The following is a 17479-nucleotide window of genomic DNA, read 5'->3' on the forward strand; positions in this document are numbered from 1 at the left end:
CCAGACTAGCGTTTTGAGACAACGTTGTTTAGACTGCCTCTGCGGCCGCACGCACCGGCGTGCCGATCCCGTTCAATGACGAACCCGAAAGGTCATCATGAAGAAGAAGTTCCTGCTGGCGAGTGTGGCGGTCGCCACGGCCGCCGCATTCGCCCTCGCCGGATGCAGCGGCGGTTCGTCGCCTCAGGCGTCCGGCGGCACGACGCAGATCACATTCTGGGGATGGGCCGCGGGCTACGACAAGTCGGTCGACCTGTGGAACAAGAGCCACCCGGACATCCAGGTCAAGTACGAGCAGATCGCCAACGGTGGCGCCGGCGGATACGACAAGATCCTCACCGCGGCTAAGGCCGGAACGGCGCCGTGCCTAGCCCAGGTCGGCTACGAGACGCTCCCCAGCTTCCTCGCGGCCGGCGCCCTGAAGAACGTCAACGACTACGTCAAGGACTCCCGTGACCAGTTCGCGGACTGGGTGTGGGGCAATGTCGGTGTCAACGGCGACGCATACGGCGTCCCGGTGGACACCGCCCCGATGGGGCTCTTCTACCGCAAGGACCTCTTCGAGAAGGCGGGCATCGAGCTCCCGGAGACCTGGGATCAGTTTGCGTCGGCGGCTGCCGCGGTCAAGGCGGCAGACCCGAAGGCCCGCATCATGAACCTGCCGAGCGACCCCTACCTCTACGCGGGTTTCGCGTGGCAGAACAAGGCCCCGTGGTTCGCCACCAAGGGCGACGCCTGGGGTGTTTCGCTGGACAGCAAGGCCAACTCCGAGGTCGCGTCGTACTGGCAGGGTCTTCAGGCCAAGGGGCTGCTCAGCAACTATCCCGCCTTCGACGCCGCTCTGTACTCCGCGTGGAGCAACGGGACGGTCTGGGCCGAGGTCGGTCCGGTCTGGTCGGCGACCCTGATTCGCGACAACGCCGCGGCGTCCTCGGGATCCTGGGCGGTCGCCCCGATGCCGCGATGGGGCAGCACCGACTCCGTCGGGAACTCGGGGGGCTCCGCCACCGCGGTCACGAAGGACTGCAAGAACCCGAAGGAGGCGACCGAGTTCGCCCTCTGGATGTCCACGAACGCGGACTCGGTCTCGAACCTGATCGATGCGGCCGCGATCCTGCCGGCGTCCAAGGCCGGTCTGAAGAACAAGGCCCTCGACGAGCCGGTCGCCTACTTCGGCGGTCAGCCCATCTACCAGCTGTTCCGCGATGAGTCCGCCAAGGTGGCGACCAGCTGGCAGTGGGGTCCCGTCATGTCGGTGACCGCTTCCACGCTCGGCGACGGCCTCGGAAAGATCGCCAACGGCAGCGGCACCTATCAGCAGGCGCTCGACGCAGCGCAGAAGGCGACGACCGACGCCCTGAAGACGCAGGGCTTCACCGTCGCGAAGTAGCCACTCGCGATCGCTGTTTTTGGCCGGGGCGGGTCCGAACAGACCCGCCCCAGCCTCGGCTCCACCTCGAATCCCACGAACGGAATGCTCGCGTGACCTCCTCAGCCACCCTTCCCCGTCGGCGCAGCGCTGCGCGTCGCTGGCGCCGCGCACTGCCTTTCGTGGCGCCCTTCCTCGTGCTCTTCGTGATCGTCTACCTCATTCCGACGGTCTACGCGATCATCCAGAGCCTCTTCGCCACCAAGCGCAGCGGGCTCGGACTGGGCGCCGCGGACGTGCAGTTCGTCGGACTCGGGAACTACCTTCGCGCCTTCCAGGACCCCGGCTTCCTGGCGTCCCTCGGGCGCGTCCTCTTCATCGGGGTCATCCAGGTCCCGGTCATGCTGGCCTTGGCCCTGCTGTTCGCGCTTCTTCTCGATGCCGCCGTCTCGACCGGCAAGCGCTTCTTCCGGCTGGCGTACTTCGTGCCCTACGGTCTCCCCGGCGTCATCGCGGCGCTCGTCTGGTCGTTCCTCTACGCCCCGACGCTGAGCCCCGTCGTGCAGGCATTCCACTCGATCGGGATCGACATCTCCTTCGTCACCGACGCCGCCCTGCCGTTCTCGATCGCCAACATCCTGACGTGGGCATGGACTGGCTACAACATGATCCTGCTCTACGCGGCCCTGCAGGCCATTCCGCCCGAAGTGATGGAAGCCGCGGCCCTCGACGGCTGCTCCGGCTGGCGCGCCGCGCTCCGCATCAAAGTCCCGCTCATCCGCCCCGCAATGCTGCTGTCGCTGGTCTTCTCCATCATCGGCACCTCGCAGCTCTACAACGAACCCGTCACGATGAAGACCATTGCCCCGAACCTGCCATCCGACTACACCCCGATCATGGCGGCCATGAAGTGGCTGTCCTCGAACGACTTCAACTACGCTGCGACGCTTTCCGTCATCGTGGGGGCGATCGTCTGCGTCCTCTCCGTGTTCGTCTTCCGCGCATCGGCGAAGCGGGTGGACGCATGACCACGCAAATCGCTCCGGTGATCGAACGTCCGGTCCGCTCTCGCATCGCTTCCGCGCGAAGCCCGTTCGAGCGGGTGAGCCCGGCCTCCCGCGCGCTGGTTCTCGTCGTGATGGTGATCTTCGCGATCTACTGCCTTCTGCCGGTCTGGTGGCTCGTCGTCAGCGCGACCAAACCCCCCGGCGAGCTGTTCACAGGCAACGGCTTCTGGTTCGGCGACGTCGACCTGATCGGAAACCTTGGAGCGCTGTTCACCGCCCAGAATGGGATCTACACCCACTGGCTCCTCAACTCTCTGCTCTACGCAGGGGTCGGAGGTGCCGTCTCGACACTCCTGTCGGTGATGTGCGGGTACGCGCTCGCGAAATTCGACTTCCCCGGGCGCGAGGCGATCTTCGGCACCGTGCTCGGTGCGGTGCTCCTGCCGGCTCCGATCCTCGCGGTTCCGCTCTATCTGGTCTTCAGCGCGATGGGCACGGTCAACACCTTCTGGGCGGTCTTCATCCCCAGCATCGTGAGTCCCTTCGGCGTCTACCTCAGCCGGATCTACGCAGCCAGCTCGGTCCCCGACACGCTGTTGGAGGCGGGACGGATCGATGGTGCGTCCGAGTACCGGATCTTCCTCATGTCGGTGCGGATCATGGCGCCGGCGATGGTCACGATCTTCCTGTTTCAGTTCGTCGCGATCTGGACGAACTACCTGCTCCCGTCGCTGATGCTGGCCGACACCTCGCTTCAGCCGGTCACCGTCGGGCTGGTCGGATGGCGAGCGATGCAGGGATTCCCTGTCAGCTACTCCACTGTCATCACCGGCGCACTGCTGTCCGTCATCCCGGTTATCGCCATGTTCTTGTCCCTGCAGGGGTTCTGGAGTAAAGGCCTGGCGGCCGGGGCCGAGAAATAGGGGTCGGCGCGAATTCGCTCTGGCGCCTGAACAGAATATTCTCGGCCCGACCTCTTCTTCGGCGCAGAATGTCGACGGTGAGGGTCCGCAACGGGAGTGGGACGTCCTGATTCGTCGGCGGTTGAGAACCGTCGAACGTTCGGTGGCGGGAGCCGTGTCTGTCTTCTATTGAGAGCGCTGTTCAGCCCCATACGATCTCCGCGCCCGCGCACGAATCACGCGGAGCCGTGATGGTCATTCGCGAGGTCCATCGCACGTGTGATGGGGACCAGAGCTGAAGCGGCGTCGAAGGAGCCTGTTCCGGCTCGACCGGCCGCGTACCCGACGACGAACGCGGAGAGCGGCGCGGCGGGCGATGTCAAAGCTGACACTGTCCGGGTCATCGACGGGTCGCAGGGCGAGCTGGGCGAACAGGGTACTGACACACACCGAGTCGAGCGAAGCCCGCAACCGCAGCCGGATGATCGCATCGCCCGGCCGAACGCGGGTCGCTCGCGGGTCAGCGAGGCAGTGCGCCGGGACGAGACGGTGGGGGTGAGTTCTGTCGGTCCCACGACGGCCGTCGGCACTCACGCCGGCGCGATGACGGGCACGAGCTGGCCCGGTTCGACATCGGCCGTCTCGGCGCCGATCATCGCGATCAGCGGAGCCCGGAACATCGCGGAGAGGGAGTGCGCTGCGCGGCCGGGGGAGCCCAGCGGAGCGACGGATACCGAGTCCGCGTCGCGGCCGACGTCCAGGGGTACGAAACGCACCGATCCCGGGCGTCCTGCGCAGCCGACCGAGATGGTCTCGGCCGCCAGGCCGCTGTGGCCCTCGCCGCCTGCGAGTCGGATCAGGGCGGGCCGAGCGAACGCTTCGAAGGACACGAACGCGGCTGTCGGGTTGCCCGGCAGTGCCAGCCACGGCGTGCCGTTCCACCTCCCGTGGGCCTGCGGGCGGCCCGGGCGCATGGCGACGCGGGCGAGCATCCCGTCGGGTGCGCCGGCGGCGAAGCGTCCTGCGAGGTCGTGAGTGCCGGGCCCGACGCCGCCGGTGGAGATGATCAGGTCGGCGTCGCGTGCCGCTTCGTCGAGGGCACGGCGGAGCGCGCTCTCATCGTCGCGGGCCACCTGTGTCGACGCGATCTCGCCGCGGAGTGAGCGCACCGCGGCGCACAGGTAGACCGAGTTCGAGTCGGGGACCCCAGCGTCCGCGTCGGCAGGTGTCAGCTCGTCGCCGGTCGCGATGACCGCGACGCGCGGCCGGCGATGGACGCGGACGCTCGACCGTCCGGTCGCCGCGAGCAGGGCGAGGTCGCGGGGGCCGAGCACCGATGCGCCTGGGAGGACGATGGCATCCGCGGCGACATCCTCCCCGCGCCGTCGGATGTTGGGCTTGGCGCCTGGCCACAGCGCCACGGTGGCAGCGTCATCGAAGGAGCCGCTCGTCGTGAGCTCGATGGGGACGACAAGATCGGCGCCGGGAGGAACGGGGGCACCGGTCATGATGGGTACGGCCTCCCCACCCCGCAGTGCTCGCGGGCGAGGCGAACCCGCACGCGTCGGCTGCAGACGGCGCAGTACGGCCGGACGCTCACGGCTCGCGGCGGCGACGTCGGCCGCGCGCACGGCGAAACCGTCCATGGCGGCGTTGTCGAACGCGGGGACGGGCAAGCGTGCGTGGACCGCGGCGGCCGTCGTGCGGCCGAGCGCCTCGTCGAGCAAGACCGTCTCGGCGGGCAGGGCGGTCACCAGGCGCAGCACGGCGGCCTGGTAGCTCTCGACCGTGTGGGGTTCGGGTTGCATCGCGCCTCCATCCATGACCCCGGCGACGATGATCGCGACGGGATGCCCACGACCGTACGGGCGCGGGATGTCGCCAGCGTTGCGCAGCGATCACGGCTCGTTTCCGCCACCTCACATGACCGGGCGGCGGGCGAGAGCTGTTCGTTACGCCGGCTTCACGTCGCGAGCGGCCGGGCGAAACACGTCGTTCCTAGCGTGGAGGCACCCTTCATCCCACGGCTCCACCAGGAGGTCCCTCGATGACCAGCACCGTCTCCACACCCGCCGCCTCCACCGAGGAGGCCGCCGCGCCTCCGGCCTCCACACTCACGCTCCGGCCGGGGCGGTGGATCGACGGCTGGAACGCGGAGGATCCCAGGCAGTGGCAGCGCGAGGGCGCGGCCATCGCCCAGCGCAACCTGCGCTGGTCGATCTTCGCGGAGTTCCTCGGCTTCGTCGTCTGGCAGCTCTGGTCGATCGTGGTGGTCTCCCTCCCGGCCGCCGGGTTCGCGCTCAGCACGTCTCAGACGTTCTGGCTGATCTCGATGCCGAGCCTGGTCGGCGCGACCCTGCGCTTCCCCTACACGTTCATGGTGCCGCGATTCGGAGGCCGCAACTGGACGATGATCTCGGCCGGCCTGCTGCTCATCCCGGCGATCGGTCTCGCGGTGTGCGTGGCGAACCCGGAGACGCCGTTCGGGGTGATGCTGCTGGTGGCGGCGCTCGCCGGGTTCGGTGGCGGCAACTTCGCCAGCTCGATGGCGAACATCACCTACTTCTACCCGCAGCGCAAGAAGGGCTGGGCCCTCGGCCTGAACGCCGCGGGCGGCAACCTCGGCGCGGCGGTGGCCCAGTTCGCGGTGCCGATCGTGATCACCATCGGCGCGGGGGCGACGCTGCAGCTTCCGCTCGCCGGGCTGATCTGGGTGCCCCTGATCATCGTCGCGATCGTGGGCGCCTGGCTGCGGATGGACAACCTCACCAACGCGAAGGCCGACGTGAGAGCCTCCCTCGCCGCGCTGAAGGCGCCCGAGCTCTGGCTGATGGCGCTGCTCTACATCGGCACGTTCGGATCGTTCATCGGCTTCTCCAGCGTCTTCCCCAAGCTCATCGCCGACCAGTTCCCGGGCTTCAGCGCCTTCCCAGTCGGCGGCGCGACGCTCTCGCTGGCGTTCCTCGGGGCGCTCGTCGGCTCACTCGCGCGGCCGTTCGGCGGCCGGCTCGCCGACCGGTTCGGCGGCAGCGCGATCACGATCGCCGCCTTCGTCGTCATGGCGGCGGGCGCCCTCGCCGTCGTCGTCACCCTGCCGCTGGCGAACTTCTGGCTGTTCCTCGGATTCTTCCTGATCCTGTTCATCGCGAGCGGTGCGGGAAACGGCGCGACCTACCGGATGATCCCGACCCTGTTCGCTCTGCGCTCCGGCGCGGGTGACGGGCACAGCAGCGCAGGGGATGTGTCATCGCAGCGCACGGCGGCCGCGGCGCTGGGGATCGTGTCGGCGTTCGGTGCCTACGGCGGGTTCGTCATCCCGCAGGTGCTCGGCCTGTCGAAGTCGGGCACGGGCGGTTACGGCGCCGGTCTGCTCTGGTTCGTCTGCGCGTACGTGGTGCTGCTCGCGATCACGACCGCGGTCGCGCTCTACGGCCGTCGCCGCGGGGTGCGGATCTAGGGCGGAGGGCCGGATGCCCGCCGATAGCCACTGCCCGTACTGCGCACTGCAGTGCGCGATGACCCTTACCCCGTCCCCGGGTGCCCCCACCCCGGTGACCGTGGCGGGTCGGGCGTTCCCGACCAACCGCGGCGGCCTGTGCAAGAAGGGCTGGACCTCCGCCGAACTGCTGTCCACCCCGGGCCGGTTGACCACCCCGCTGATCCGGGACGAGACCGGCGAGCTGCGGCCTGCGAGCTGGGAGGACGCGCTCGGCCTCATCGCCGACCGGCTCGCGGCGACCCGGCACCAGCACGGCGCGGAAGCCGTCGGCGTGTTCGGCGGCGGAGGCCTCACGAACGAGAAGGCGTACCTGCTCGGCAAGTTCGCCCGGCTCGCGCTCGGCACCTCCCGCATCGACTACAACGGACGGTTCTGTATGTCGTCCGCGGCCGCCGCAGGCAACCGCGCCTTCGGCATCGATCGCGGGATGCCGTTCCCGGTGACCGATCTCGACGACGCGGACACCATCCTGCTGCTGGGCTCCAACGTCGCCGCGACCATGCCGCCGTTCATCGGTCACCTCGCCGGGGCACGGGCGGCCGGGGGCCTGATCGTGGTCGATCCCCGGCGTTCGCAGACGGCGCAGCTCACCGCCGACGACTCCGGAATCCACCTGCAGCCCGCGCCCGGCACCGATCTCATGCTCCTGCTCGGGCTGACGCACGTGGTCCTGGCCGAGGGACTCGCCGACACCGCCTACCTGGCGGAGCGCACGACCGGCTTCGACTCCGTACGCCGCAGTGTCGCCCCCTGGTGGCCCGAGCGCGTGCAGGAGCATACCGGCGTGCCGGCCGGGCGGCTGCGGGAGGTCGCCCGGCGGCTCGCCCGCGGGCGCGGCACCTACATCCTCACCGGCCGCGGCGTCGAGCAGCACATCGACGGCACCGACACCGCCACCGCGGCGATCAACCTGGCGCTCGCGCTCGGCCTGGTCGGGCGCCCGGGGTCGGGCTACGGCACCCTGACCGGGCAGGGCAACGGGCAGGGAGGCCGCGAGCACGGGCAGAAGTGCGACCAGCTGCCCGGATACCGCACGATCGCCGATCCGGCAGCACGTGCGGCCGTCGCCGCGGTGTGGGGAGTCGACCCGGACACGCTGCCGGGGCCGGGCGTTCCGGCGGTCGAGCTGCTCGGGATGCTGGGCCGGCCGGGCGGAGTGCACGCGCTGCTGGTGCACGGCGCGAATGTCGTGGTCTCCGGCCCGGATGCCGGGGCGATCCGCGCGGGCCTGCAGGCGCTCGACCTCCTGGTCGTCTGCGACTTCGTGCTCTCCGAGACCGCCGAGCAGGCCGACGTGGTGCTTCCGGTGACGCAGTGGGCGGAGGAGGAGGGCACGATGACCAACCTGGAGGGGCGGGTGCTCCGGCGCCGCCGAGCCATCGCGCCGCCGGCAGGGGTGCGCAGCGAGCTCGACATCCTGGCCGAGCTCGCCGCCCGTCTGAACGCGCCGTCGGTCTGGCCGACCGACCCGGCAGCGGTGTTCGACGAGCTGGCACGGGCCTCCGCCGGCGGTGTCGCCGACTACTCGGGGCTCAGCCATGCACTGCTCGACGAGCAGCTCGCGGCCGGGGAGGCCGCGCACTGGCCGTACCCGGCCGGCTCGTCGGGCACGCCGCGCCTGTTCCTCGACCGTTTCGGTCATGACGACGGCCGCGCCCGCCTGGTGCCGGTGCAGCCGAGGGACATCCTTGCCGGCCGGGCGCCTGGCGAGCTCACGCTCATCACCGGTCGCCTGCTCGAGCACTACCAGTCGGGCGCGCAGACCCGCCGGGTGCCCGAGCTGGTGACCGCGCAGCCCGAGGTGCGCGCGGAGCTTCATCCCGCCACCGCCGCCCGGCTGGGGATCGGAGACGGCGACGCGGTCCTCGTCCGCAACGCCCGCGGCGAGGTGGCCGCCCGTGCGCTGCTCACCTCCGGGATCCGCATCGACACCGTCTTCCTCCCGTTCCACTTCGCCGGCCGGCAGTGCGCCAACGTGCTCACCGAGGCGGCCGTCGACCCGGTCTCGGCGATGCCGGAGTTCAAACGGACCGCGGTGACCGTCGAGCGCGCGGCGGACGAGGCGGCCGCATGAGCGCCCGGCCGCTGCGCGTCGTCCTGATCGGGTACGGACCGGTCGGGGCGCGGCTGGTGGAGGAGCTGCTCCCGGCCGTCGACGCAGGCGACATCGAGCTCACCGTGGTCGGCGCCGAGAAGGAGGACGCCTACAACCGCGTGCTGGTCGCCGAGTACGCAGTGGGCGCCGCCGGCCGGGAGCGGCTGGAGGTCACCGACACCGAAGGCGCCCGGGCGACCGGGGCGGACATCCGGCTCGGAGACGTCGCCGTGGCGATCGACCGGGTGCGGCAGCGGGTCGTCCTCGACGGCGGCGGAGAGCTGCGCTACGACCGGCTGGTGCTGGCGACGGGAGCGCGGGCCAACATCCCGACCCTCGACGGCCTCCAGCAGACCCGTCGCGACCGGGGTGCCGCGCCTGCCGCCGCGCTCGATCAGGGAGCGCGGCCGTTGCCGGCCGGCGTCGTCGCCCTGCGCGACCTGGCCGACGCCGACGCCGTCGCGCCGGTGGTCGCCGCCGGCGGCACGATCGTGGTGCTGGGCGCCGGCGTGCTCGGGATGGAGTTCGCCCTGCTCGCCGCCGAGCACGGCGCCCAGGTGGTCGTCGTCCATCACGGCCCGACACCGATGGCGCGCAAGCTCGACGAGCCGGGCGGTCGGATGCTCACTCGTGCCGCGCGGACTCGTGGCATCCGGATGGCAGCGCACGCGCGGGCGGAGAGCATCGGCTTCCGCGACGAGGAGTCGGGGCGCGTCTTCGATGGGCTCGGCTGCGCCGACGGCACCTACTTCCCCGGCGACCTGCTCGTGCTCTCGTGCGGCGTGGGGGCACGGGTGGAGCTGGCGGTCGCGGCGGGTCTCGCCTGCTCGGCCGGCATCCTCGTCGACGAGGAGCTGCGCAGCTGGAGCGACCCGGACGTCTTCGCCATCGGGGACTGCGCTCAGCTCGCCTCACCCGACGACGCCGACGCCGACGGCCGGGTGCCCGGAGCGCCGAGCGGACTCATCGGACCCGGCTGGCGGCAGGCGGGCGCCCTCGCGCGGCGGTTGCGGGCGGAGGCCGCGGGCGGCACCGGAGGAGCGGACGCGGCGGTCGCGCTGCGGGAGCGCGCGACCGCGGTGATGCTCAAGGCGACCGGCATCGACGTCGTCTCGGGCGGGGACAACGCTGCCGAGTCGTGGGATGAGGACGCCGAGGTGAGCGTCTGGCTCGACCCCGCGCGCTGCGCCTATCTGAAGACCGTGGTGCGCGGCGGAGCGCTCGCCGGGTTCGTCTCGGTCGGGCTGCCGCACGCCGGCGCCGAGCTCACTCTGCTCTTCGAACGCGGCGGCGCCCTCCCGGCCGAGCCGTCCGCGCTGCTGCGGCTGGACGCCGCGGACGCCGGTGCGGCGCCCATCGAGGACCCGCTCGGCCCCGACGCGACCGTGTGCTGGTGCAACGGCGTGACCGCTGGCCGGATCGAGGAGGCCGTCGCGGGAGGCTGCGACACGGTCGAGTGCGTCGGCAGGGAGACCCGAGCGGGGACCGGGTGCGGCGGCTGCAAGGGCCGCATCGCGAGCCTCCTCGCCGCGAATCCCGTGGCGCGGTGAACCGCGGGGATCAGACGTCGAGGCGGTAGCCGCGCTTGACGACGGTCGCGACCAGGCCGGGCATTCCGAGGCTCTGCCGCAACCGGCTGAGCGAAACCTCCATGGCGTGCTCGTCGCACTCGTCGGCCAGCGCGAACGACAGGTCCTTGCGCGAGACGACAGCACCGTTCGCGGCGACCAGCGCGCGGAACAGCGAGAGCGAGGTGGGGGTCAGCCGCACCTGCGTCCCGGCCACGATCGCGACCGTGCCGCGCAGCTCGACCTCGCCGTGCCGGGTGACGACGCGACGCGTGGACTGCGCCTCCAAGTGCTCGCAGACCAGCCGGATGAGCGCGCCCATCCGAAACCGGTCGGGCTGCAACGGCGTGATCCCGGCGGCGATCAGCGGGGCGGAGGTCACCGGCCCCACGCTCGCGGCCACGATGTCGGAACGGAAGGCCTCGACGACCTCCGCATGCCGCCCGCGGGCGAGCGCTGCGATGAGCAGGCCGTCGACCGCGGGGGCGCTGGTGAACGTCACGCAGTCGAGCTGGCGGGAGGCGATGGCCTCCACCAGCCGGGTGGCGCGTTCGTCGTCGTCCTCGGCCACCGACCAGGTGTATGGCGCTACGGTGATGACGGTGTCGCCGGCGTCGCGGAGGCGCTGCAGCTGGGCTTCGTCCGTCGTCCCGTGCAGCTGCACGGCGACGGTGATCCCGGCCGGGAACTCGGAGATCACCTTGCCGACGAGGGAGGCAGTGGTTTCTTCGTCGCTCATTCCCGTGTCGTCGAGCCCGGCCGCACGCACAGCGCCGCGCGCCTTCGGGCCGCGCACCAGGATGGTCGACTCTTCGAGCGAGCGCTGGAGGTCCTCGCCGAGCCCGGCCGAGTCGGCGACCTCGAACCAGCGGCGCATCCCGTAGCTGGTGGTCGCCAGCAGCACGTCCGGTGCAGCGCGGATGATCTGCACGGTGTCGGCGATGACCGGCGCGTCATCCTCGGCGTGCTGCATGTGCACGGTCGGCGCGTGCAGCACGGTGGCGCCGCGGCGCTCGAACGCGTCGATCAGGTCCGCGGAGCGGCGGTCGCTGGTGACGCCGATGCGGAAGCCGGCGAGCTGATCGGGACGGAATGCGGCGACCCCTGGCCGCTCGTCACCCACCTCAGGGCCCCACCGGCGGCGCAGCAGGGGCCGTCGTCGTCGCGGCACCGGCCAGTGCCGCTGTCGCGTCGGCGTCGCCGCCGCGGGCGAGGCGCACCACGTCGCCGATCACCACGACCGCGGGGGAGCCGACGCCCGCCCGCGCCGACTCGGTGAGGATCGTGCCCAGGTCGCCGAAGGTCGTGCGCTGCTGCGTGGAGTAGCCCTGCTCGACGATCGCGACCGGCATGTCCGCGTCCATCCCGAACCGGGCGAGCCCACTGGTGATCGACGGGAGGTTGGTCACGCCCATCAGGATCACGATGGTCCCGCCGAGGCCCGCGAGGTGCTCGAGCTCGGCGGGGGAGAGCGGCGCGTGCCCGGAGACGACCGTGAACATCCGCGACGCCGTGCGGTGGGTCACCGGGATGCCCGCCGCTGCGGGCACGGAGATCGCGCTCGTGACCCCGGGGACGACGCGCACCGGAACGCCGGCCCGCCGGCAGGCCTCCACCTCTTCGCCGCCGCGGCCGAAGACGAACGGGTCGCCGCCCTTGAGGCGCACGACGTTCGCGCCCTCCAGCGCGTGCATGACGAGGAGGCGCTCGATCTCGTCCTGCGGGATCGGGTGGTGGCCGGGTCGCTTGCCCACGTCGATGAGCCGCGCGCCGGGTGCGAGCTCGGCGAGCGTCTCGTGCGGGGCCAGCCGGTCGTAGAGAACGACGTCGGCCGCGGCCAGCGCGCGCACGGCGGCGACGGTCAGGAGTTCGGGGTCGCCTGGGCCCCCGCCGACGAGGGTGACGCTTCCGGTGCGGATGGTCACGGTGCTTCTCCTTCGGTCGAGCGGACCGGGATGGTCGGCCCCGTCACGAGCACGGCTCCGGCCGCGCGCTCCTGGGCTGTCGCGGGCCGCAGCTGGCCGCGCTCCTCGACGCGCGCGATCGAGGGGTCGGCCTCGGTCGGCGCGTTGACGAACGACCGGAACCGCCGCAACCGCTCCGGGTCGCGCAGGGTGGCCGCCCACTCGTCCTCGTAGGTGTCGATGTGGTGGGCCATGGCGGCCTCCAGCTCGGCGCCAAGGCCGAGCGAGTCGTCGACGACCACCTCGCGCACGTGGTCGATGCCGCCGTCAAGATCCTCCATCCACCGAGCCGTGCGCTGCAGGCGGTCGGCGGTGCGGATGTAGTACATGAGGTAGCGGTCGATGTACCGCACCAGCGTCTCGTCGTCGAGGTCGGAGGCGAGCAGCTGGGCGTGCGCGGGCTGGAAGCCGCCGTTGCCGCCGACGTAGAGGTTCCAGCCCTTGTCGGTGGCGATCACGCCGACGTCCTTGCCGCGCGCCTCGGCGCACTCACGGGCGCAGCCCGAGACGCCGAACTTGAACTTGTGCGGGGCGCGCAGGCCGCGGTAACGCAGCTCCAGCGACACCGCCATCCCGACCGAGTCCTGCACGCCGTATCGGCACCAGGTGGAGCCGACGCAGCTCTTCACGTTGCGCAGAGCCTTGCCGTAGGCCTGGCCGGACTCGAAGCCGGCGTCGACGAGGATCCTCCAGATCTCGGGCAGCTGGTCGAGCCGCGCGCCGAACATGTCGATGCGCTGGCCTCCGGTGATCTTCGTGTACAGCCCGAAGTCGGTCGCGACCTGCGCGATGACCGCGAGCTTCTGCGGGGTGATCTCACCGCCGGGGATGCGCGGGACGACCGAGTAGGTGCCGTCCTTCTGCATGTTCGCGAGGGCGCGGTCATTCGTGTCCTGGAGCGGGCCGCGGCCGCCGTCGAGCGGGTAGCCGCTGTGCTGGCTGGCGAGGATCGAGCCGACCGCGGGCTTGCAGATGTCGCAGCCGCGGCCACGGCCGAGCCGCCCGATGGTGTCCTCCCAGCTGGTCAGCTCCAGCACCCGGATCGACTCGAACAGCTCCTGCCGCGAGAGGTCGAAGTGCTCGCAGAGGGCGTGCGAGACGGTGGCGCCGGACGCAGTGAGCTCGGCCTCCAGCAGCTTCTTGACCAGGGGCACGCACGACCCGCACTGCGTGCCGGCACGGGTGCACGCCTTCAGCTCGCCGAGGTCGTGGCAGCCGTCGCCGACGGCCTCCCGCACAGTGCCCGCGGTCACGTTGTTGCACGAGCAGACGAACGCGTCGTCGGGCAGCGACCCGCTCGCGGGGGGCTCGGCCCCCGCGGCGGAGAGGTAGGCGGCCGGCTCGGCGTCGAGCTGCCGGCCGAGCAGCGGGCGGAGCCCCGCGTAGGGGGAGGCGTCGCCGACGAAGACGCCGCCGAGCAGGGTCTTCGCGTCGTCGCTGACGACGAGCTTCTGGTAGAGGCCGCGGGCGGGATCGGCGTACACGATCTCCAGTGCACCGGGTTCGCGCGCGAGCGCGTCCCCGAAGCTGGCGACGTCGACGCCGGAGAGCTTGAGTTTCGTGGCGTCGTCGACCGTCGTGAACGTGGCGTCGCCGCCGAGGATCCGGTCGGCGACCGTCTCGGCCATCGCGTTCGCGGGCGCGACCAGGCCGACGGTGCGACCATCGATCGCGGCGACCTCGCCGATGGCCCAGACCGCAGGGTCGGAGGTGCGACAGGCTTCGTCGACGATCACGCCGCCGCGCTCGGCCGTGGCGATCCCGGCCTCCCTGGCCAGCTCATCCCGCGCGCGGATGCCGATCGCGAACACGACGATATCGGCCGGCACGCTCCGGCCGTCGGCGCAGCGCACCGACACCGGCAGGCCGTCCTCGCCGAGCACGATCTCGCGCGGACGCGTGCCGAGGTGGAGGTCGATTCCGCGGGCCGAGATCAGTCTGCCCAGCGCCTGACCGGCCCCCTCGTCGAGCTGCGCTGACATCAGCCAGCCGCCCGAGTGGATGATGACCGCCTCCGCACCGAGCGCGGCGACTCCGCCCGCGGCCTCCAGTCCGAGGAGCCCGCCCCCGGCGACCGCGACCCGCGGCGACCGGCCGAGCCGCTCGCGCAGGTCGGCGATCTCGGCGACGAGCGCGTCGACGTCGTCGATCGTACGGTACACGCGGCCGGCCGTGGCGCCGGGGATGTCGGGGACGGGCGCCGAGGACCCGGTGGCGAGCACCAGCCGGCCGTAGTCGAGCACGGCACCCGAGCTGGTGGTGACGGTTCTTGCCTGCCGGTCGATGGCGGTCACGGCCTCGCCGACCCGCAATTCGACGGCGGCGTCCTCCCAATGGGAGGCCGGTTCGAGGGTCAGATCGACCGCTCCGTCGGCGAGCCGTCTGCTCAGCTGAACGCGGTCGTAGGGAAGATAGGGCTCCTCGGCCACGACGACGATCGGGTGGCCGCCGCCGCGCGACACGAGGGCGTCGACCAGCCGGTGCGCGGCGGGACCGCCTCCCACGATCAGCGTGCGCTCGGTCGTCATGCGGGCCCCTTTCCGTGTCTCCAGCGGCAGCCGCCGCACCGGGGAGGGAACTCTCCCGGTGCCTTTCGAGACTACGAACGCACGGTTTCCCCACCGTTTCGTCTGTGTAACCGCGCGTTAACACGGCTCGCACACGCACCCGGTCGCCGTGTGAGGCGGCCTTCACAGAGAGGTAACAGTGCGAAGCGCCGCCTGAAACATCTGCGCCCTACCGTCGGATCATGACCATCACGCAGACCGCCGCACGACCGGATGCAACGCCGACCGACTGGGTGCGCGCGTGCCGCGTCGATGACCTGGAGCCGTCGTGGGGGGAGGCGGTGCTGCTGCGGATGCGGCAGATCGCGGTCTTCCTACTGTCGCCGCGCGAAATCTACGCGGTGGCCCACGAAGACCCGGCAGCGGACGGCGCGCCCGTCATGGCCAGGGGGATCGTCGGCTCGCGCGGCGATCGTCCGACCGTCGCCTCTCCGCTGCACAAAGAGGTCTACGACCTCGGCACGGGAGAGTGCTTCACGGATCCCGCGCTTGCACTGCGGACGTTCCGCACGCGGATCGTCGGGAGCTTCATCGAGATCGAACTGGAGGCCGAGTGAGCGTCACGGTCCTGGCCGCGTCGCACGGGACATCGTCGCACGACGGGCAGGCGGCCGTTCGTCGACTCGTCGATGCGGTCGCCGCTTCACTCGACGTCGACGTCATCGGCTGTCATGTCGACGTCGAACGACCCGACGTGCCCACGGCGCTCGCGCGGGCCGCGGAGGCGGCCGAGAGAGCGCTGATCGTGCCTCTGCTGCTCTCCGCCGGCTACCACGTCTTCGTCGACCTCGCGGAGGCGGCTGACGCCTCACCTCTTCCCACGACAGTGACCCCGGCGCTCGGCCCCGACCTCCGGCTCATCGACGTGCTGGTACGACGACTGGTGGAGGCCGGCTACCGGCCAGGGGACGAGGTCGTGCTGGCCGCCGCCGGATCCTCCGACCCGCGCGCAGTGGCCGACTGCCACCGCACCACCGCGCTTCTGGCCGCGCGGCTCGGTTCGGCGGTCTCCACCGGATTCATCTCGGCGGCGATGCCGCCGTTGGGTGAGGCCGTTGCGGCGGCGCGATCGCGGAGGCCGGGCGGTCGCGTCGTGATCGCGACCTACCTGCTCGCGCCCGGGTACTTCGCGGACCTCGCCGCGGCCGCGGGAGCCGACCTGGTCGCCGAGCCCCTGCTGTTGGCGTCGTCGACGCCGCAGGAGCTGATCGACATCGTGCTGAATCGGGTCACGGATGTGCGGAAGGAAGCCGCGCCGGCGACCCATCGAGGCGTGATCGCGCTGAACTTCGTTGACATTCCGCGGAAGTTGGCCCGGATGCCAAGGGACTCAGGGGGTCGAACGAGAGTTCACATCCCACCGGTACCGCCACGTGCAAGCCCCCGAGATCCCCGTGTTGACACGGGATCCGGGGGTTTTCGCTTGCCGCCGATCGATGTCGCGGCAACACAGCAGTAACAGATGGTCAGCTCGGTGGCGGACGTAGCTCGGGGCTGCTGCGCCAGCCGGTCGCTCGAAGCTCCGTCGGATGACCGCTCCACCTAGCCTCGCCATGGATTCATAGCGGATGCGAATGTCGGCAGGCGGTCCAGGCGGCCACACGGCGCCTATCTTTTCCTACGACAGCGCCGCTGTCCCCGCTCGCCGAGGGGGACGAAATGACGCAGATCGCACTCGCCGCGCAGCCGGTCGGCGGGCTTCCGCCGTTTCGCACCCGTAACGAGTTGCTCTCCTCGTCAGCGGCCGAGCGTGCGGTGGCGCTGCAGCACGCCGGTCTGCGCCGACTCGTCCCGCGACCGGATGGCCTCGACGAGATCGCGATGGATCTGCAGTCGCTCGTCGGTGTCCGGGTGGAAACCCATCACGTCGAACGTGGACGACTCGCCGACGCTCTCCGACTCGATGTAGTCGACGAGGTTCAGGTAGAAGGTGCGGAGCACGGCGTTGGGCGAGATCTCCGCGATTCGCCTGTGCAGTCGCCAGTTGCAGTGCAGCCCGGCGGCCGGGTCGTTCCACACCGCAGCGAGCTCCTCGATCAGGGCGTCCAGGTCGGCCAAGTCGGCGTCGGTGCGATACCGGGCGGCGTCGCGCAGCACTTCGGCGTCGAGCGCGTCGAGCACGGCGACCACGTCGTTGATCGTCGCGCCGCTCTGCCGCAGCGCCAGAACGCTGTGGGCGAGCCGGATGAGGGGTGACTGCTCGGCGACGAAGAGGCCGCCGCCCGGGCCGGGGCGGACCTCGATGAGGCCGCGCGCGCGCAGCACCCGCATCGCCTCGCCGAGCGTCGCCGGTGCGACGCCGAACCGATCGCAGAGTTCCTGCTTGGTGCCGATCCGGTAGCCGGCCGGCAGCCGGTCGCGGTTGATGGAGTCCTCGATCTCGCGCACCAGGCCGTCCGCGACCGACTGGCTGATTCGGACGCGGTTGTGCGTGAAGGCACGTCGCTCCGACTCGATGTCCCCCGAGAGTGTTGGCATTCGCCCTCCGTTCCCTCACGCGCCGCGCGG

The 17479-nt window shown here is 71.1% G+C and carries 14 protein-coding genes; 8 read left to right on the forward strand and 6 right to left on the reverse strand.

Translation table 11 applies throughout. The features are described 5' to 3' along the window. The first annotated feature begins 97 nt into the window (after nucleotides 1-97). From ACTHMF_RS07590 to ACTHMF_RS07600, 3 genes are all read left to right on the forward strand, one after another. Nucleotides 98-1390, forward strand: coding sequence for an extracellular solute-binding protein (locus ACTHMF_RS07590; protein WP_314146458.1), 1293 nt, complete (start codon nucleotides 98-100; stop codon nucleotides 1388-1390). A 161-nt stretch (nucleotides 1391-1551) separates the two neighbouring features. Continuing rightward, complete coding sequence (locus ACTHMF_RS07595) at nucleotides 1552-2397, forward strand: carbohydrate ABC transporter permease (RefSeq protein ID WP_314146457.1); 846 nt, start codon at nucleotides 1552-1554, stop codon at nucleotides 2395-2397. Further along, the gene (locus ACTHMF_RS07600; RefSeq protein WP_314146456.1) at nucleotides 2394-3299 is read left to right on the forward strand and encodes a carbohydrate ABC transporter permease; all 906 of its coding nucleotides are present in this window, start codon (nucleotides 2394-2396) and stop codon (nucleotides 3297-3299) included. The genes ACTHMF_RS07595 and ACTHMF_RS07600 overlap by 4 nt, the downstream gene beginning before the upstream one ends. Nucleotides 3300-3514: 215 nt before the next feature. Here the strand turns inward: ACTHMF_RS07600 and ACTHMF_RS07605 are convergent, their stop codons facing one another. Together ACTHMF_RS07605 and ACTHMF_RS07610 are read right to left on the reverse strand one after the other, a co-directional pair. After that, nucleotides 3515-3769 carry a DUF6457 domain-containing protein gene (locus tag ACTHMF_RS07605; protein WP_440316971.1) on the reverse strand — a complete coding sequence of 85 codons (255 nt, stop codon included), beginning with the start codon at nucleotides 3767-3769 and terminating at the stop codon, nucleotides 3515-3517. A gap of 99 nt (nucleotides 3770-3868) precedes the next feature. Then, on the reverse strand, nucleotides 3869-5086 hold the full coding sequence (locus ACTHMF_RS07610) for a molybdopterin molybdotransferase MoeA (protein ID WP_440316940.1): 1218 nt from the start codon (nucleotides 5084-5086) through the stop codon (nucleotides 3869-3871). 239 nt (nucleotides 5087-5325) lie between these two features. Between ACTHMF_RS07610 and ACTHMF_RS07615 the strand changes: the two genes are divergently transcribed. Genes ACTHMF_RS07615 through ACTHMF_RS07625 form a run of 3 tightly spaced genes read left to right on the forward strand, consistent with a single transcriptional unit; the run spans nucleotide 5326 to nucleotide 10422 of the window. Continuing rightward, complete coding sequence (locus tag ACTHMF_RS07615) at nucleotides 5326-6735, forward strand: MFS transporter (RefSeq protein WP_440316941.1); 1410 nt, start codon at nucleotides 5326-5328, stop codon at nucleotides 6733-6735. 13 nt (nucleotides 6736-6748) lie between these two features. Further along, on the forward strand, nucleotides 6749-8851 hold the full coding sequence (locus tag ACTHMF_RS07620) for a molybdopterin oxidoreductase family protein (protein ID WP_440316942.1): 2103 nt from the start codon (nucleotides 6749-6751) through the stop codon (nucleotides 8849-8851). Continuing rightward, entirely contained in the window at nucleotides 8848-10422 is a 1575-nt protein-coding gene (locus ACTHMF_RS07625) for an FAD-dependent oxidoreductase (protein ID WP_440316943.1), read from the forward strand. The genes ACTHMF_RS07620 and ACTHMF_RS07625 overlap by 4 nt, the downstream gene beginning before the upstream one ends. Nucleotides 10423-10432: 10 nt before the next feature. Here the strand turns inward: ACTHMF_RS07625 and ACTHMF_RS07630 are convergent, their stop codons facing one another. The 3 genes from ACTHMF_RS07630 to nirB are packed head-to-tail and all read right to left on the reverse strand — an operon-like array spanning nucleotide 10433 to nucleotide 14932. Continuing rightward, entirely contained in the window at nucleotides 10433-11563 is a 1131-nt protein-coding gene (locus tag ACTHMF_RS07630) for a uroporphyrinogen-III synthase (RefSeq protein ID WP_314146450.1), read from the reverse strand. Nucleotide 11564: 1 nt separating this feature from the next. Next, nucleotides 11565-12365 (reverse strand): uroporphyrinogen-III C-methyltransferase, encoded by an 801-nt coding sequence (cobA, locus tag ACTHMF_RS07635; protein ID WP_314146449.1) that lies wholly within the window; start codon nucleotides 12363-12365, stop codon nucleotides 11565-11567. Beyond that, on the reverse strand, nucleotides 12362-14932 hold the full coding sequence (nirB, locus tag ACTHMF_RS07640; RefSeq protein WP_440316944.1) for a nitrite reductase large subunit NirB: 2571 nt from the start codon (nucleotides 14930-14932) through the stop codon (nucleotides 12362-12364). The genes cobA and nirB overlap by 4 nt, the downstream gene beginning before the upstream one ends. Nucleotides 14933-15153: 221 nt before the next feature. Between nirB and nirD the strand changes: the two genes are divergently transcribed. Together nirD and ACTHMF_RS07650 are read left to right on the forward strand one after the other, a co-directional pair. Then, nucleotides 15154-15528, forward strand: a complete 375-nt coding sequence (gene nirD / locus ACTHMF_RS07645) for a nitrite reductase small subunit NirD (protein ID WP_440316945.1) — start codon at nucleotides 15154-15156, stop codon at nucleotides 15526-15528. Then, nucleotides 15525-16430 (forward strand): sirohydrochlorin chelatase, encoded by a 906-nt coding sequence (locus ACTHMF_RS07650; RefSeq protein WP_440316946.1) that lies wholly within the window; start codon nucleotides 15525-15527, stop codon nucleotides 16428-16430. Before nirD ends, ACTHMF_RS07650 begins: the two co-directional genes overlap by 4 nt. A gap of 278 nt (nucleotides 16431-16708) precedes the next feature. Here the strand turns inward: ACTHMF_RS07650 and ACTHMF_RS07655 are convergent, their stop codons facing one another. Further along, a complete protein-coding gene (locus tag ACTHMF_RS07655; RefSeq protein ID WP_440316947.1) occupies nucleotides 16709-17449 on the reverse strand; it encodes a FadR/GntR family transcriptional regulator in 741 nt (246 codons plus the stop codon). Nucleotides 17450-17479: the final 30 nt, after the last annotated feature.

The organism is Leifsonia sp., from assembly GCF_051955155.1.
Classification (GTDB): Bacteria; Actinomycetota; Actinomycetes; order Actinomycetales; family Microbacteriaceae; genus Leifsonia.

Coding starts and splice junctions, on each gene's coding strand:
- ACTHMF_RS07590 (WP_314146458.1), top strand. CDS start 98: ATGAAGAAGAAGTTCCTGCTGGCGAGTGTGGCGGTCGCCACGGCCGCC.
- ACTHMF_RS07600 (WP_314146456.1), top strand. CDS start 2,394: ATGACCACGCAAATCGCTCCGGTGATCGAACGTCCGGTCCGCTCTCGC.
- ACTHMF_RS07605 (WP_440316971.1), bottom strand. CDS start 3,769: ATGCGATCATCCGGCTGCGGTTGCGGGCTTCGCTCGACTCGGTGTGTG.
- ACTHMF_RS07610 (WP_440316940.1), bottom strand. CDS start 5,086: ATGCAACCCGAACCCCACACGGTCGAGAGCTACCAGGCCGCCGTGCTG.
- ACTHMF_RS07615 (WP_440316941.1), top strand. CDS start 5,326: ATGACCAGCACCGTCTCCACACCCGCCGCCTCCACCGAGGAGGCCGCC.
- ACTHMF_RS07620 (WP_440316942.1), top strand. CDS start 6,749: ATGCCCGCCGATAGCCACTGCCCGTACTGCGCACTGCAGTGCGCGATG.
- ACTHMF_RS07625 (WP_440316943.1), top strand. CDS start 8,848: ATGAGCGCCCGGCCGCTGCGCGTCGTCCTGATCGGGTACGGACCGGTC.
- nirB (WP_440316944.1), bottom strand. CDS start 14,932: ATGACGACCGAGCGCACGCTGATCGTGGGAGGCGGTCCCGCCGCGCAC.
- nirD (WP_440316945.1), top strand. CDS start 15,154: ATGACCATCACGCAGACCGCCGCACGACCGGATGCAACGCCGACCGAC.
- ACTHMF_RS07655 (WP_440316947.1), bottom strand. CDS start 17,449: ATGCCAACACTCTCGGGGGACATCGAGTCGGAGCGACGTGCCTTCACG.